Genomic DNA, 13,739 nt, shown 5'->3' on the forward strand with positions numbered 1-13,739 from the left:
GGGCCGCCCGATCCGCTGCGAGACTTGCGCCATGGGGAAGGTTTACGCCCTGCTGGTGGGCATCAACGAGTACGGGAGCGCCGCCCGCGCAGATCTTCGCGGGTGTCTGAACGACGTCGCCGCCGCCCGCGCCGAACTGGAGCGCCGGGCGGCGGGCCGGCTGCTGGTGCGGACGCTGCTGAACGGCGCGGCGACGGCCAACGCCGTGGAGGCGGCGATCCGCACGCACTTGGGGCAGGCCGGGCCCGAGGACACCGCACTGCTCTGGTTCTCCGGGCACGGTACGGAGTACGCGGCGCGCACGCCGCAGGAGCTGGCGGCCGAGCCGACGGGCCGCTGCCAGGCGCTGGTGTGCGCCGACGGACCGCTGCCCGACAAGCGGCTGGGCGCCCTGCTGGACGGGGCGGCGGCGGGCGGCGCCCATGTGGTGGCGGTGCTGGACTGCTGCTTCTCCGGGGGCGCCACCCGGGAGGAACGGGGCGGCGCCCGGTACCTGCCCCCGCTGCCCGGCTGGCGCCCTCCGGCGGTGTCGCGGGACGCGAGCGGGCCCGACACCCGGCCGGCGCACGTACTCCTGGCGGCGAGCCGGCTCGGGCAGCTGTCGTACGAGCGCCCTTTCCGCTCTGCGCAGCCCGCGGGCGGCGCGGACGGCGCCGACGGCGCGGACGGCGCTGACGTGCACGGGGTGTTCTCGTACGCCCTGGTCGACGCGCTGCGCCGGGCCGGGCCGGCCGTGAGCGCCCGGGAGTTGCTCGCCGAGGCGCATGCCCGGGTGCGGCGGCTGCTGGACGGCCAGCATCCGGTGCTGTTCCCGGCCGAGCCGGGCGGGCTCGCGGACCGGCCGCTGCTGGGCGGTGCGGCCCGGACGCCGAGCCCACATCTGCTGCGGGAGGGCCCGGACGGCTGGGAGGTCGACTGCGGGCGGGTGCACGGGCTGACCGGGGAGGCGGGCACCGAGTTCGCCGCGGCGCGGGGCGTCGTGCGGGCCCGGTCGGTGGCGGCGGACCGCACGCTGGTCGATCCGCACGGCTGGGTTCCGGAGCCCGGCTCGGTGCATCCGGTGGCCCTGTCCGCCCTCGCCCTGCCCCCGGCGGCCGTGGTGGTCTCCGGGGAGGGCGCGGCCCCGCGGCCCGACTCGCCGCTGTTGCGCGTGGCCGCGGAGGGCTCCGCCGAGGCCGAGCGGGCGGCGCTGCTGTTCCGCGTGGAGGTACGGGACGCGCGGGCGCACGTACTGCGGCGCGACGGGTCGCCGTACGTGGCTCCGCTGCCGCTGGGCGGAGCGGCGGACGCGGCCCGCCTCACCGACTGCCTGACCCGGCTCGCGCAGTGGTACCGGATCCGCGATCTCAGCTCGGGGCTCTCGCCGCTCGGCGGGCACGTCCGGGTGGAGGTCCTGCCGTGGGGGGACGAGGACGCACGGCCACTCGTACCGGACGGCAACGGGGAGATCGTCCGGGCGTACGACGGCCCGCGCGAGCCGTGGGTGTCGGTGCGGCTGCGCAACACCGGGGACCGCCCGCTCTGGTGCGTACTGCTGGACCTCAACGACCGCTTCGGCGCCGGATCCGCCCTGTTCCCCGGCCAGTTCATCGGGCCCGGCGGCACCGGGTACGCCCTCGACGGGGCGCCCGTGCAGCTGAGCCTGCCTCCTTCCCGGCCCGCCCGGCCCGGGGCCTGCGCCCGCGACTGGCTCAAACTGATCGTGGCGGAGGGCGAGTTGAACACCGTGCCGTTCCACCTGGCCTCCTGGGACCCCGACGGCCCCCGGGACCGGTCCGGTCCGCCGGTCGACGGCCTGCTGCGGCTGACCGGCCGTCCGGGGCCGGCCGGCGGCCGGGACCTCGGTCCGGCGCGCCCGGCCGCGCCGGGGCAGTGGGCCACGCGCACGGTCGCGCTGCGCACGGTGGTCCCGGACGGGGGGACGGCCCCGGACACCGGCCGCCCCGTCACTGCCCCAGGTGGGTGAAGCCCGCCCACGCGCTGAGGTCCCGCGGATCCAGGTCCGCCAGCCGCTCGGCCAGGACCGGTGGCAGCTCCGCGGGTACGGTACGGGCCGGATCCAGCACCCACAGCTGGGCGCGGCGCAGCGCCCGGGCCGGCGGCTCCTGCTCGCGGCGCAGGAAGTGGTGGGTCATGAACATCAGGACAGAGGTCGCCTCGTCCGGGACCGGCCACAGCGAGCCGATGACGGAGCGGGTCCCCGCCACCAGGAAGGCCGAGGCCAGGCTGTACGCCTCGTTGTGCCCGCGCCCCGAGACCTGGCTGCGGCAGGCCGCGAGGACGACGAGCCCCAGCCGGCCCGGGAGTGAGTCGGTGAGCTCCTCCGCCGTCAACTCGCCTCCCTTGAGGGAGAGATAGGAGCTCCGGGGCCGGTTCTCGGCCACGGTGCCGTGGCAGGCGAGGTGCAGCACGGCGCCGTCGTCGCTGTCCCGCCGCAGCCATTCGGCGACCTCCTGCGGGGTTCCGTCGCCGGTGCTCAGGCCGAGGAGGCGCCCGTCCGGGTAGAAGGCACGGTGCACGGCGTCGGCCTCCTCGCCCGCGTAGTGCAGGTCGCCCGTCGGATTGCCGACGATCAGGGCGGTCGCGGTGTGCGGGGCGGGGGGCCGGGCGGCGACCTCGCAGAGCAGGCGCGCGGAGGGGGCGTACGAGATCTCCGCCTCCTCGATCGCGTGGCGGCGGCGGCCGGTTCCGTCGTCGTTCCAGGCGGCGTGCCACGGGACGAGGCCCAGTGCGCCCATGGGCAGCAGGACCAGCCGGGCAACCCGGCCGGGCCGGTCGGGTACGGCGAAGAGGTCGAACAGCGGGCGGACGGCGGCGTACCAGGCCCAGGAGCAGAGCCGGTCGAGTTGCTCGCGCAGCGGCGCGGGGACCGGCGCGGGGACCGGCGCGGGCGCCGACGCCGGCGCCTCCCAGCCGGGTACGGGCCCCAGGTCGCGGCCGGTGCGCCCGCCGGGCGCGTACTCCCGCAGGGGCGCCGCGTCCTCGGTGAGCCGGGGCAGGGGTACGGCGTGGATGTCGCCCTGGGCGGTGACGACGAGGGCGCTGCCGGGACCGTACAAGGACGCGGGTACGAGGTAGACGAGGGCGTCCTTGCGCAGGGCGCGCAGCCGTTCGCCGATCTCGGCGGCGCCGGGCGGGTCGAGCAGGGTGCCCCCTTCGCCGGTGAGGGCCGCGATGACTTCGCGGCGCAGGGCGCTGGGGACGGAGTCCGCCTCCGCGCTCGCACGGCGCCAGCGTTCGGCGAGGTCCTCCCGGTCCGCCGCGGCGAGCAGTTCGGGGACGGACCGACTGGTCGTGGCCGCGTGCAGGACCAGCCCGCGGCAGGCGTCGAGGGCCTGCACCGCCTCTTCGAGGCAGCCGTCGGCCAGGCACCAGCGGACCACCTCCTCGGAGTTCTCACCGGCCATCCGGGCCGCTTCGGCGGCGTCGTGGGTGCCGGACTGGAGCAGTGCGGCCCAGACGTAGCCGCGCAGGGAGTCGATGCCGTACCGGCGGGCGGCCTCACGGTCGCCGCGGGCCGCGTTGCCGCGTGCGCGGTAGGCGCAGCCGAGCGGGAAGGCGGTGAAGGCCCACAGCCGGTGCTCGGGTCCCCCCATGGCGTCGACGGCGCGCTGTAGGAGGGTGATGGAGCGTTCCAGGTCCTGGGCCCGTTCCCGGGAGCGGGGGTCGGGGGCGTTCATCGCGAGGCCGTAGTACAGGTGCCCCGCTTCGGCGGAGAACCGCATCCAGGGGTCGCTGCCTTCGGCGCTCAGTGCGCACGCCTCCTCCGTCAGCGCGAGCACCCCCCGCACCCGCGGGATGTCGTGGGCGCGGAGGGCGTCGCGCGAGCGGGCCAGGGCGTTGTTGCCGAGGAGGTCGGCCCGGTCCTGCCGGGGATACGTGGCGGCCATGCGCTTCAGTTCGGCGATCGAGGGCCGGGCAGCGGGCGGCCGCGAAGCGGGGGCTCCGACCCGGTCGGCCAGGTCCTCCCGGGCCAGGCGGGCGGTCTCCCACTGGGTCCAGACCTCGATGAAGGCCGGGTCGTCGCGCGGCAGCGCTGAGACGGCCTCGGCGACCTCGGCGAGCCCGCTGTCGGCGGCGGCCAGGTCGCCGCGCTTCGCGGCGACGATGGTTTGAGCGGACGCCTGCTGGCACACCCACATGGCCTGGAGGCGCGGGGACAGGCCCAGGGCCTCCCGCATTTCCGCCCAGTCCTCCACGGCGGTGGCGAAACCGCCGGTGATTCCGGTCAGCTGCTCGTGCATCCCGGCCGCCATGCGTTCGCCGTAGCTCGTCCAGGCGCGGTCTCCCCCGGCCTCCCGGGCTGCCGCGAAGTACGCCTGGGCCTCGGCCAGCCGGGCCGCCGAGCCGGCCATCCCCTGGTTCAGCCGCCAGCCGCCGAGGGCCGCGTACCCCCGCCCCCGCCATTCCGGGTGGTCCTCGCAGTACCGCAGGACACTCTGCGTCAGCTCCTCCTCCCGGGCCTCGCCCAGGCGGTCCCGGTGCGGGTCCAGCATGGACATCGTGACGAGGAGCTGGGCGGCGCCCTCGGCCCGCCGCAAGCCGTCCGGTTCCGTCGCGCGCCACTGCTCGAACACGGGGGCGAAGCGCAGCTCCCAACGGGCCCGGGCTTCGGGGGTGTCGGCGAGGAGACGGTTGTCGGTCCCGAAGTCGAGCGGGTTGCCTTCCATGACACTGGCGCGGAACTCCCGGTCCAGGCGGGCCACTTCCTCCACCGGAACATCGGTCGGGCCGTCGCCGGGCAGTTGGCGCTGGGCGTCCATGAGGAGCATCAGCCCGTGGTCCCGCTCCTCCCCGGTGAGTTCCTCGTCGGCGAGCGCCAGGCGCAGGGCCCGTACGGCGGCGCGCAGCCGTTCCGGGTCGGCCGCCGAGTCATGGCGCATGGACTGCGCCACGGCGAGGGCCAGCGCGGGCCGGGTGGGTTTGCCGTCCCGCTCGGGCTGCCACCGGTCCAGCGCCCGGGTGAGCAGCTCGATGCCGTGGTCCAGCAGCTTCGGACTGTCCTGGGCGATACCGCGCAGGCTGAGGAGCCGTCCGAACACGTCGAGCTGGGACTCGGCCAGCGCGTCCATGTCCTGCGGGGCGGCGGCCATGACGGCGAGGTCCGCCTCGGCGAGGGCGCCCTGGGCCTCGTCGTCCCAGGTGACGGCGATGACGGTCCGGATGAAGGTGATCCGCAGTTCCGCGTCGCGCCGCCACTCAGGCGGGTCGCCGCCCCGGCCGCGGGCGTCGGCCAGCGCGGCGGCGCTCTCCTCGCGCGCCTCCTCCAGCAGGCGCCGGTCGGTTTCCGTGTATCCCTGGAAGGTCAGGGACATGGCCCGGCTGTGGCGGACCAGCGGAAGGTCGCTGGCGGGGCCGGGCTCCGCGAGCACCGCGCCGTAGTACCGGGCGGAATGGGCGTACGAGGCCGCCCCGCCGCCGAGAACGCCGTGCCGGAGCCAGAGGTAGCCGAGGGTCTCCTGGAGGTCGGGGTCGGCTCCGTCGATGTCGTCGAGGGCGCTCAGGTTGCGGTGCAGGGCCTCGTCGAGGAGCTCCCTGTCGTCCTCCGCCGCCAGGTAGCGGAGCTTGGCGGTGACGGCGAGCAGCCGGCGGGCCAGCAGGGCGGCGCCCTCGAAGTCCGGATCCTCCGGTAACGCCGACAGCCCCCGGGCCAGCAGCTCGTGGACCTCGGCCAGCAGGTCCGGGTCGGGCGCCTCGTCGTAGCGCAGGGCCAGGATGTGGCCGTACATGATCTGCCACAGCGGCCGGCCGGATCCCGGGGAGCCTTCGCCCCGCCCCCGGAAGGCGTGGGCGAATGCCTCGGCGGCGAGGGCCAGATCCTCCGGGTCCTCCTGCTCCCGGTACAACAGGTAGCTCAGCTCACCGGCCCGTCCGCACAGTTCCCGGGCGCGCGGGTCGCCGGCGGGCAGGGTGGTGAGCGCGGCCATGGCATCGTCGCGCTCGGTCCGCCAGGCGGCGGGATCCTCGGGGTGGGACTCCTCGGGGTGGGGCCTCTCGGGGTGGGACTCCCCGGGCTGGGACCTCTCGGGCTGGGACAACGGCACTCCTGTGGCTCAGGGCGCGAGGCGCGCGTGGTACGGCAGCAGGGCCTCGTCGAGCCACCGCCGCCCGTCGGGGGTGGCGAAGTCGACCGGCGCGTCACCGGTTTCGGCCAGCACACCGGGCGGGCAGCGGTCAGCGAACAGGACCAGGGCCCGCTCGCCCGGCTCGCGTTTGGAGGACCAGAGGAAACCCTGCGCCCAGGGATCGGTGTGGCTGCGGATCCAGTGCGCCCAGTCCCTGGTGTACGGGTAGTCGCGGGCCTCCGCCTGCACCAGCCAGCTGTCCTGGTGGACGGCCGCCAGGTCCTGGCCCGTGACGAGCGACACCACATCGACGGCGGCCGTGAGCCGGAGCACGGAGAGCCGACGGCCCGTGACGGCCACCCGGGGCACCAGGCGCGCCCCGCCAGCCGGATCGAAGGGGAGCGAGTGCAGCACGCTCTCGCTGACCGCGGCCTCGGGGGTGAGCCCGGCGTAGAGATGGCCGTACGGGTCGCAGGCGGTGGAGTCGAACCGCCCGCCGCCGTACAGACAGTGGGAGGGCACGGGGTTGAAGGAGTCGCCGCCGCGGCGGGCCGAGTGCACCCGGTAGAGGCGGGTCTCCGCGGCGAGGGTCACCTTGGCCGGGGTGCCGGCCGGCTCGGCGGGGGGACGGTAGTTGGGCACGTACTACTCCCCCTCGATGAGGAACTGGGCCGCTGTGACGAGGCGTTGCTGCTGCGGCGTACCCAGCAGCCGTGCCGGTGTGTCGTCCAGCCACACGTTCGGCGAGAGCCACCAGTCCGCCGCGGCCCAGGGATCGTGGTCCGCGTCCAGCAGTGCGTTCACCTCCAGGACCACGGCGCGGGGCCGGCCGTCGGCGGTGAACTGGAAGGCGGGGAGGCGGACGAGGCCACCGGCGCCGTGCAACCGGATCAGGCCGGGGGCGTACGGGTCGCAGCCGCCCTCCAGGGCTTCCGCGTCGCCGACGGAGGGGGCGGCGAGCAGCCGGTCCCGGACCTCGCCGAGGACGGGACCGACCATGCGGTGGCCGTCGAGGACGAGCACGGCCAGGTCGTCGGCGCTGAAGCCGAGGTGTCCGGCGGCGGGGGCTTCCGGGGCCGCGGCGAGCCGGCTCTCGCCGGGGAACCGGTCGGGCAGCTGCTCCCCCAGCAGCCTGGCGGCCAGCAGCGCGGCGCGTTCCGCCGCCTCGCCGTCGGCCGTCCGTAACGCGGCGAGGAGAAGGGCGAGTCGATCCAGGGCGGCCGGGGCGAGCCGGGGGTGCAGCTCGTCCCACTCGGCGGCCGCCGCGGCCAGCCGCGCGTAGGGGTTCCCGGGGTTGCCGGGGTTGCCGGGGTTCGTCACGTCGGGTTTCCGTTCAACGGGACTGTGTCTGCTGACGCTCCGCGCTCTACCGCATCCACTGTGGTGGCCAGCAACTCAGCTACCAGCAAGGCGCGTTCGGGTCGCCGCACCAGGAAGTGGACGTCCCAGTCGCCGCCACGCGCCAGTTCGGCCTCGACCGCGGCCCAGAGGGCGCCGAAGCTCTCGGTGGCGGTGAGGCCGCCGCGTCCCGCGCCGAGCAAGGGCAGGCACAGCGACCTGAGCGGCGGCCGCCCGGCGGCCGCGGACCGGTCGTTCTCCTCGGCGAGCAGGGCGAAGACACGGGTGACGGCCCGGGTGACGTCGACGGGCAGCACGTCGTAGTCGTTGGTTCCGGGACGCGGAACCGCGACCGCGGCATGGTAGATGCGGCGGATGCCCTGCCACTCCAGGGCGCCGGACCCGGTGGCGGCGACCGTACCGGCTGCGACGGGCAGCCCGGGCGGTGAGAACCGGTCGGTCCAGGCCCGTAGTTCGTCGTGGATCCGGTCCTCGACCAGCCGCCCGGCCGGATCGCGGAGCGCGCCGGCCCGGCGCAGGGAGGCGGCGACGGAGGACTTGTACGGCTCGGGCAGGGCGAGGTGGGTGTTGGACGGGGAGACCACCACGTCGATGTCGCGCAGCAGGTCGACGGCGTGCACGTGCAGGGTGACGCGGCGGTCCCGCCCGCCGGCCCGGACCGGTATCTCGTGGTGGCTGGGCGCCAGTTGGCGCGGGCCCGGGGAGGAGGACGCGCCGGCGGCCGCCGTGCCGGCGGCCACTGAACCGCCCCCGGAACCACCGGCGGAACCAGCGGCGGAAGCACCGGCGGCGAGGCGTACGAGCTGTTCGGCGACCTGGCCGAGAACCATCAGCTCCTGGTGCTTGCGGAATCGTTCCACGCTGACGCCGTAGACCTGGGCGGCCCTGCGGCGCCGGTCGGCGGGCGGCCAGTCCCGGGTCCCCCTGGCCAGCCCGAGGCTGTACTCGGCGGCCTCCTGAAGAGTCCCGCCGCCCATTTCGGCCACAGCCGTGCGCAGCAGCCGCTCGACGGCGGGGAAGTGCGGCTCTCCGGGGCTCCCCTCCCCCGGGCCGACCGACATTTCGGTGAGCACAGGAAGCCTGAGCTCACGCAGTCGGACGATCCCGGCCCGCCGCACTTCCCTCACCTCCGCGAGGACCGCCCCGTGATCGGGCAGTTGTGTGAGCGACATGGCGGAAGGATCGCACCGCCCGCGCGGCCCCTACAAGCCAGATCCGGCCCTCTTCCACCATGCTCCGCTCCCACCGGGGCGCAGTCCGGTCGTCCGGTGGGCGCGACGGGTCGGATTCCGGGCGGATTCCGGCCGGTTCGCCGGGGCACGGCCCGGGGGGGGCGCGGACCGAGTTGACCTTCAAGTGGGATGAAAGTCGACAATCGCAGCCATGGACGACACCACTGCATCTGAACTGATGAGCATCAGCACTTTCGGCGGCCGGGTCGGACTCGCGCCCAGCGCCCTGCGTTTCTACGACGACTGCCGCGTGCTCCTCCCCGCGCACGTGGACGGCGCCACCGGCTACCGCTACTACACCGCCGCCCAGGAGGCCCGGGCCGTGCTCCTGCGCGGTCTGCGCGAGGCCGGGCTGGCGCTGCCGGACGTGGTCGCCGTGCTGGACGGGCCCGCCGAGCAGGCCCGGGGAGTACTGGAACGGCACCGGGTGGCGGTACGGGAGGGCGGGCGGGCCGCCGACGCGGCGATCAGGGCCGTGCTGGGCGGCCTGCCCGGCGGCCCGGCCCGCACCGAATTCACCCTCGGCGGAGCCGAGTTGGCGAGCGCGGTCCGGCAGGTGGCGCCCGCTGCCGGGCGCGACCCCGCGCACCCGGTCCTGGGCTGCGTGCTCATGGAGTTCGACGAGGACGAGATCCGCTTCGTGGCCACCGATCAGTACCGGCTCTCCCTGCGCACCCTGCGTCCCGCCTCCCTGACCGGACCGGAGGGCAGCGTGCTGATCGACGCCGACACCCTCGTCGCGCTGGGGGCGTGGGCGGCGCGCGCCGCCGAGGTGACCCTGACGGCCGGCCCGGAGAGGGCCCCGCTCGCGGTCCGGCACCCGGGCGGCTCCCGCGAGGTGCCTGCCGCACGCGGGGTCTTCCCCGCCTACCGGAACATGCTCGCCGCCCTCGCCGCGCCTGCTCACCGGGTGGTCGTGGACCGGGCCGCGCTGATCACCGCGCTCCACGACTGCGGGGACACCGCCGCCGTCACCCTGGAACTGGGCCGCGACCGGCTCCTGGTGGGCCGGGCCGACGGCACGGGTGCGACGGCTTCGCCGGCCGCCGTACGCGGGGAGTCGGAGCCGGTGCGGATCGGGTTCGACCCGGCGGTGCTGGCGTCGGCCCTGGAGGTCAGCGTCGGCCCGGACGTCCTACTGGAGACCTCCGAGGCAACCCGGCCGGTGCTGGTCCGCTCCGCCGACCAGGGCAGTTTCACGACGCTCGTCATGCCCGTCCCCCTCCCGTCCCCGCAGTCCCTGTAGCTCCCGTAGCCCGGAAGCGGAAAGCGGGCGCCGGCACGGAGCGAGTACGTCGAGCTCCTCCAGTGCCCCCACCGCGATCTGCCGGGTCAGCGCCTCGGCCCGGGCCGCGTCGCCTTCCCGTACGGCCTCGGCCACCTGTACGTGGAGCGTGAGGGCGGCCGGACGGGGCCGTCGAACATCACCGCGTGCTGGGTGTGCATCTCGGTGGCGGCCTGGGCTTCGTCCTGCTGCTGTCACCGGTGCTCTAGGGACGCCGTCCATGACGGGGCGTGCGGGGCCGCGCCGATCGCGGGCGGGGTGGCCTTCACTCTTCGTCGAGTTGTGCGGCGCCGAGGGCGAGACCGTTCGCCGCCGTGGCGCACCGGTCGGCGAGGGCCTCGACCTCGGCGCGGAAGGCGTCCGCCTGCGGGCCCTGCCAGTCCAGTGCGCGGGCAGCGAGCCGCAGCCGCTCGGCGTGCGAGCGCAGGGCGGTGGAGTGGGTGCGCAGGCCGTCGGCCGGGCCCGGGTGCGGTTGCGGGTGCGGGTGCCGGCCCGGGAACAGGCGCGGGCGGGGGTGGGGGCGCAGCCACGGGACGGCGGGCAGACGACGGCTCACAGGCTCCTCCCGGGAGCGAAGGGCACGCGGACGGCGGTGTCGTCCGGTGCGACGGGGCGGGCGCGGCCCGGCCCTCGGTCGAGGAAGGCCCAGAAGGCGGCGCCGAGGCCGAGGAGCGGTTCGGCGGTCACGGCCCGTCCGGTGGCGACCTGCCAGCCGGCGTGGTCGTTGAAGGGATTCCCGTCGGTCAGCGCGTTCCAGGCCAGGATGTCGGCGAAGGACGGGGCCAGCATCCCGAAGGCGTGCTCGGCGCCCCGGGCTCGCATCAACTCGCGGAACATACGGACCGCGGCGCCCTGCCGGCCCTCGTCCACGGCCTGGAGGATCGCGGCGGCGTCCGGGTCGCCGCGCAGCTCCGGGCGGCCCGCGCGGGCGGCCCGGATCCGCGCCTTCAGACCGCAGACGGCGATGCTGATCGCGAGGCTCTCCCGGCCGGCGAGCACCCCGGCGAGCCGTCCGGCCCGGGCCGCGCCCCGGCCGCGCGGGGCCCAGCCCAGACCCGCCGGGTCGGTGAGGGTGCGCAGCAGGGTCCGCCAGGCGAGGCGGCGGCGGCCGCCGCGACCGAGGGCGGCGGCCGGCAGGCGGACGCCGAGCGCCAGTTCGGAGGCGTGGCGGGCCGCCTCTGCGACGGCGTCGGCGGCCTCGGCGAGCTCCCGGCACACGACGTCGAACTGGCCGAGGTCGGGCTCGGCGGGGAGGGAGGTCGGGGCGTCGGACATGGGATCCTCGCGGGTCGTCAAGTCGGCGTCAGGTCGGCGGCGGGTCAGGGCGGGTCAGGGCGGGTCAGCGGCGGGTCAGCGTGAGCCGGATGCCCTGCGGGTCCAGCGTCGCGGGCAGCGGCCCCGGCGGGTCGAGCACCGGCCGGCCGCCCGCGACCCGGTGGCCGCGCAGCACCTCGGCGCAGAGCGCGGCGGTGACCAGCAGCCCCAGTTGGTCACCGGGGCAGCGGCCGGCGCCGTGGCTGAAGGGGGCCATCCGGATGTCCCGGTCCGCACCGGGGGTCGTCCATCGGCCCGGCACGAAGACGTGCGCGGCGGGCACGTGTTCCGGGTCCCGCTGATGGAACAGGGCGGGCAGCAGTACGGATGTGCCGGCCGGGTAGCGCACACCGCGCCACTCGGTCTCGGCGCGGGTGACCCGGATCAGGTCGGGCACCACTGGGTACAGGCGCAGGGATTCCCGTACGCAGGCCCGCAGCCGGGGCAGCTCCCCCAGTGCGGCGCCACCCGCGCGGGGCCCGGCGGCGCGGGCCTCGGCGGCGGCGGTGTCCTGCTCGGCGGGGTGGGCGCCGAGGAGCAGCAGGGTGCGCAGCAGCGTCCCGGGGACGGTGTCCATGGCCAGCAGCCAGTGGTACGCCTGACCGGCGGGGTCGGCGTGCCCGCGGGCCCGCCCGACGAGGGTGTGCGGCTCGGCGCGGGCGGCGTACTCCGCGATCCGCGCGGTGGTCCGGTCGTAGACGGTGCGGGCCGCGCGGCCCCGGGCCTTGCGCAGTCCCGGCCAGTTGCCCGCGCCCCGCAGCCGGCTGAGCCACCCGGCGAGTTCCTCGTCCCCGGCGGCCGCGTCGCCGAGCACGATCCGCCGGCCGGTCCGCGCCACCGCGCGCCGGGCGCGGGCGAGTCGGAGGGTGTCGGCCGCCGTCAGATGGCGGGCCTCCTCGGCGATGACGCCGAGGAACGGCCCGCACGAGGGGTGTACGGGGGCTCCCGCGGCCAGCACCTGGTCGTTGATCCGCCGCTGCTCCTCGCGCCGTTCGTGGTCGCGCCGGATGAGGCTCTTGTGCGGGTCGGGCGGGTCGGGCCGGTCGGGCGGGTCCTGCGGGGCCTGCGGGTCCTGCGCGTCCGGGGCGGGGCAGCTCACGGGTTCGGCGTAGAACTGCCGCATGTCCTGCGGGTCCAGGAGGACGAGAACCGTCCCGGACAGCCCGCGTACGAGGACGGGCGCGCCGCCGTGACGTGCGCGCAGGGCGCGCAGGGTGGCGGCGTACGCCCGCATCGCGCGCGGGCGGGCGAATCCGGGCACGGTACGGGCGGCGACGAATCGGGCGGCCTCGGCGCGGCCCGCCCGGGCCGGCGGCACATCGGGGCTGGCGGCCGGGCGGCTGGTGCCGGAACCGGTCGTTCGTGGCGCCGCCGTCATGCCGGGACCGCCGGGACGGCGGCATGGGGCGCGGCATGGGGCGCTGCCTGGGGGGCGGCCTCGTGGACCGTGCACATCCGTATACCTCCGCACAGCCGGAAATCAACGGTCGGTGACGATTGGCTCACCGTACGTCGATCTTGGAGGGTTCGCGCTCCGAGGGTCCGGCGAAGACGGCCTCACGGAAGGCCGCGCGGAGCGGGGGCCCGGGGCCGGCCGGGAGGAGGTACGCCCATCGGCCGTGCCGGGGCGAGACCCAGAGGGCGGGGCCCGCCGGGCCGGCCGGGGCGGGGTGGCACCAGACGCCGTGCGGCCCCGGGTGCCAGAGCAGGCCGCGTGCGGGGGTGAGCTCGCCGGTGCGGATCCGCAGGGACTCGGCCGTCCAGGCTCGGGTGATCGGGTGGTCCGCCGGGGAGAGGAGGTGGCTCAGGAAACGCGCGAGGTCGGCGCGGGGCGCGTACAGCGTCCCTTCGGCGGTGAACCGGGTACGGGCCATGCCGAGCGGGTGCCAGATCCGGGCGGCGGCGTACTCGGCGAGCGTGCCGCCGCAGAGGTGTTCGGCGAGCCGGGTGAGGGCGGGCGGCCCGCCTGTGTGGGTGAGCAGGTGGTGGGCGGTGGTACCGGCGGGGAGCCCGGCCCCGGCCGCGCCGCCGAACGCGGAGAGCGGCGTGTGGAGGGCGAGCTCGCCATCGGCGACGAGGCTCCCGATGACCGGCCAGAGCGCCAGCACGGCCGCGAGCCCGCTGACGTCGAGGTCGGCGTCACCGTCGGCCGACCCCGTGCCGACGCCCCCGGGTCCCCCGACCGCCCAGACGGCTCCCGGATCGGCGGACCGCAGCAGCGCGTGCACGGCCTGGTCGCTGTGAAGCGTCATAGTCGGCCACGCTAACGACGCCCGACAGGCGTCCCGGGCACGTCGCGGCGAAGTCGCCGGCCGGCCACCCGAATGCCGGGACCGCCGTCCGTCCGCGTCCGCCCGGCGGAGCGGCCGGAGGGGCGGAGCACCCGGAGGTGCCCCGCCCGTTGGCCCGCCGGCGGCCCGACCGGGCCCGGCCCTAGGAGTCTGATGAAGATCTTGAAAACGCGCCCGGCTTGCACCGGTTCAA

At 76.2% G+C, this 13,739-nt stretch carries 10 protein-coding genes and 1 pseudogene; 2 read left to right on the forward strand and 9 right to left on the reverse strand.

What is annotated here, in order from left to right:
• Window positions 1–31: 31 nt before the first annotated feature.
• The gene (locus tag J7I97_RS22115; RefSeq protein WP_214937567.1) at window positions 32–1,966 is read left to right on the forward strand and encodes a caspase family protein; all 1,935 of its coding nucleotides are present in this window, start codon (window positions 32–34) and stop codon (window positions 1,964–1,966) included.
• Here the strand turns inward: J7I97_RS22115 and J7I97_RS39630 are convergent.
• From J7I97_RS39630 to J7I97_RS22135, 4 genes are read right to left on the reverse strand one after another with little or no spacing between them, the layout of a single operon-like run.
• The gene (locus J7I97_RS39630; RefSeq protein ID WP_285441108.1) at window positions 1,947–6,038 is read right to left on the reverse strand and encodes a CHAT domain-containing protein; all 4,092 of its coding nucleotides are present in this window, start codon (window positions 6,036–6,038) and stop codon (window positions 1,947–1,949) included. The genes J7I97_RS22115 and J7I97_RS39630 overlap by 20 nt on opposite strands.
• A 15-nt stretch (window positions 6,039–6,053) precedes the next feature.
• Complete coding sequence (locus J7I97_RS22125) at window positions 6,054–6,707, reverse strand: RES family NAD+ phosphorylase (RefSeq protein WP_214937569.1); 654 nt, start codon at window positions 6,705–6,707, stop codon at window positions 6,054–6,056.
• A gap of 3 nt (window positions 6,708–6,710) precedes the next feature.
• Window positions 6,711–7,385: a hypothetical protein gene (locus J7I97_RS22130; RefSeq protein ID WP_214937571.1), complete on the reverse strand. Its 675-nt coding sequence runs from the start codon at window positions 7,383–7,385 to the stop codon at window positions 6,711–6,713.
• On the reverse strand, window positions 7,382–8,596 hold the full coding sequence (locus tag J7I97_RS22135) for a hypothetical protein (protein ID WP_251050995.1): 1,215 nt from the start codon (window positions 8,594–8,596) through the stop codon (window positions 7,382–7,384). The genes J7I97_RS22130 and J7I97_RS22135 overlap by 4 nt, the downstream gene beginning before the upstream one ends.
• 211 nt (window positions 8,597–8,807) lie before the next feature.
• Between J7I97_RS22135 and J7I97_RS22140 the strand changes: the two genes are divergently transcribed.
• Window positions 8,808–9,902 carry a MerR family transcriptional regulator gene (locus J7I97_RS22140; RefSeq protein ID WP_214937573.1) on the forward strand — a complete coding sequence of 365 codons (1,095 nt, stop codon included), beginning with the start codon at window positions 8,808–8,810 and terminating at the stop codon, window positions 9,900–9,902.
• Between the two features lie 36 nt (window positions 9,903–9,938).
• On the opposite strand, the pseudogene J7I97_RS38760 reads toward J7I97_RS22140, so the two are convergent.
• From J7I97_RS38760 to J7I97_RS39635, 5 genes and pseudogenes are all read right to left on the reverse strand, one after another.
• A pseudogene (locus J7I97_RS38760) lies at window positions 9,939–10,096 on the reverse strand (GntR family transcriptional regulator); the annotation flags it as partial.
• A 110-nt stretch (window positions 10,097–10,206) separates the two neighbouring features.
• The gene (locus tag J7I97_RS22145; RefSeq protein ID WP_214937575.1) at window positions 10,207–10,497 is read right to left on the reverse strand and encodes a hypothetical protein; all 291 of its coding nucleotides are present in this window, start codon (window positions 10,495–10,497) and stop codon (window positions 10,207–10,209) included.
• Window positions 10,494–11,216, reverse strand: a complete 723-nt coding sequence (locus tag J7I97_RS22150) for a hypothetical protein (RefSeq protein ID WP_214937577.1) — start codon at window positions 11,214–11,216, stop codon at window positions 10,494–10,496. The genes J7I97_RS22145 and J7I97_RS22150 overlap by 4 nt, the downstream gene beginning before the upstream one ends.
• A 64-nt stretch (window positions 11,217–11,280) precedes the next feature.
• The gene (locus tag J7I97_RS22155; RefSeq protein ID WP_214937579.1) at window positions 11,281–12,633 is read right to left on the reverse strand and encodes a cytochrome P450; all 1,353 of its coding nucleotides are present in this window, start codon (window positions 12,631–12,633) and stop codon (window positions 11,281–11,283) included.
• 124 nt (window positions 12,634–12,757) lie between these two features.
• On the reverse strand, window positions 12,758–13,507 hold the full coding sequence (locus tag J7I97_RS39635; RefSeq protein WP_214937581.1) for a hypothetical protein: 750 nt from the start codon (window positions 13,505–13,507) through the stop codon (window positions 12,758–12,760).
• Between the last annotated feature and the right edge of the window lie 232 nt (window positions 13,508–13,739).

The organism is Streptomyces sp. ISL-87 (assembly GCF_018614095.1).
Classification (GTDB): domain Bacteria; phylum Actinomycetota; class Actinomycetes; order Streptomycetales; family Streptomycetaceae; genus Streptomyces.

Coding starts and splice junctions, on each gene's coding strand:
- J7I97_RS22150 (WP_214937577.1), bottom strand. CDS start 11,216: ATGTCCGACGCCCCGACCTCCCTCCCCGCCGAGCCCGACCTCGGCCAG.
- J7I97_RS39635 (WP_214937581.1), bottom strand. CDS start 13,507: ATGACGCTTCACAGCGACCAGGCCGTGCACGCGCTGCTGCGGTCCGCC.
- J7I97_RS22115 (WP_214937567.1), top strand. CDS start 32: ATGGGGAAGGTTTACGCCCTGCTGGTGGGCATCAACGAGTACGGGAGC.
- J7I97_RS22140 (WP_214937573.1), top strand. CDS start 8,808: ATGGACGACACCACTGCATCTGAACTGATGAGCATCAGCACTTTCGGC.
- J7I97_RS22135 (WP_251050995.1), bottom strand. CDS start 8,596: ATGTCGCTCACACAACTGCCCGATCACGGGGCGGTCCTCGCGGAGGTG.
- J7I97_RS22155 (WP_214937579.1), bottom strand. CDS start 12,633: ATGACGGCGGCGCCACGAACGACCGGTTCCGGCACCAGCCGCCCGGCC.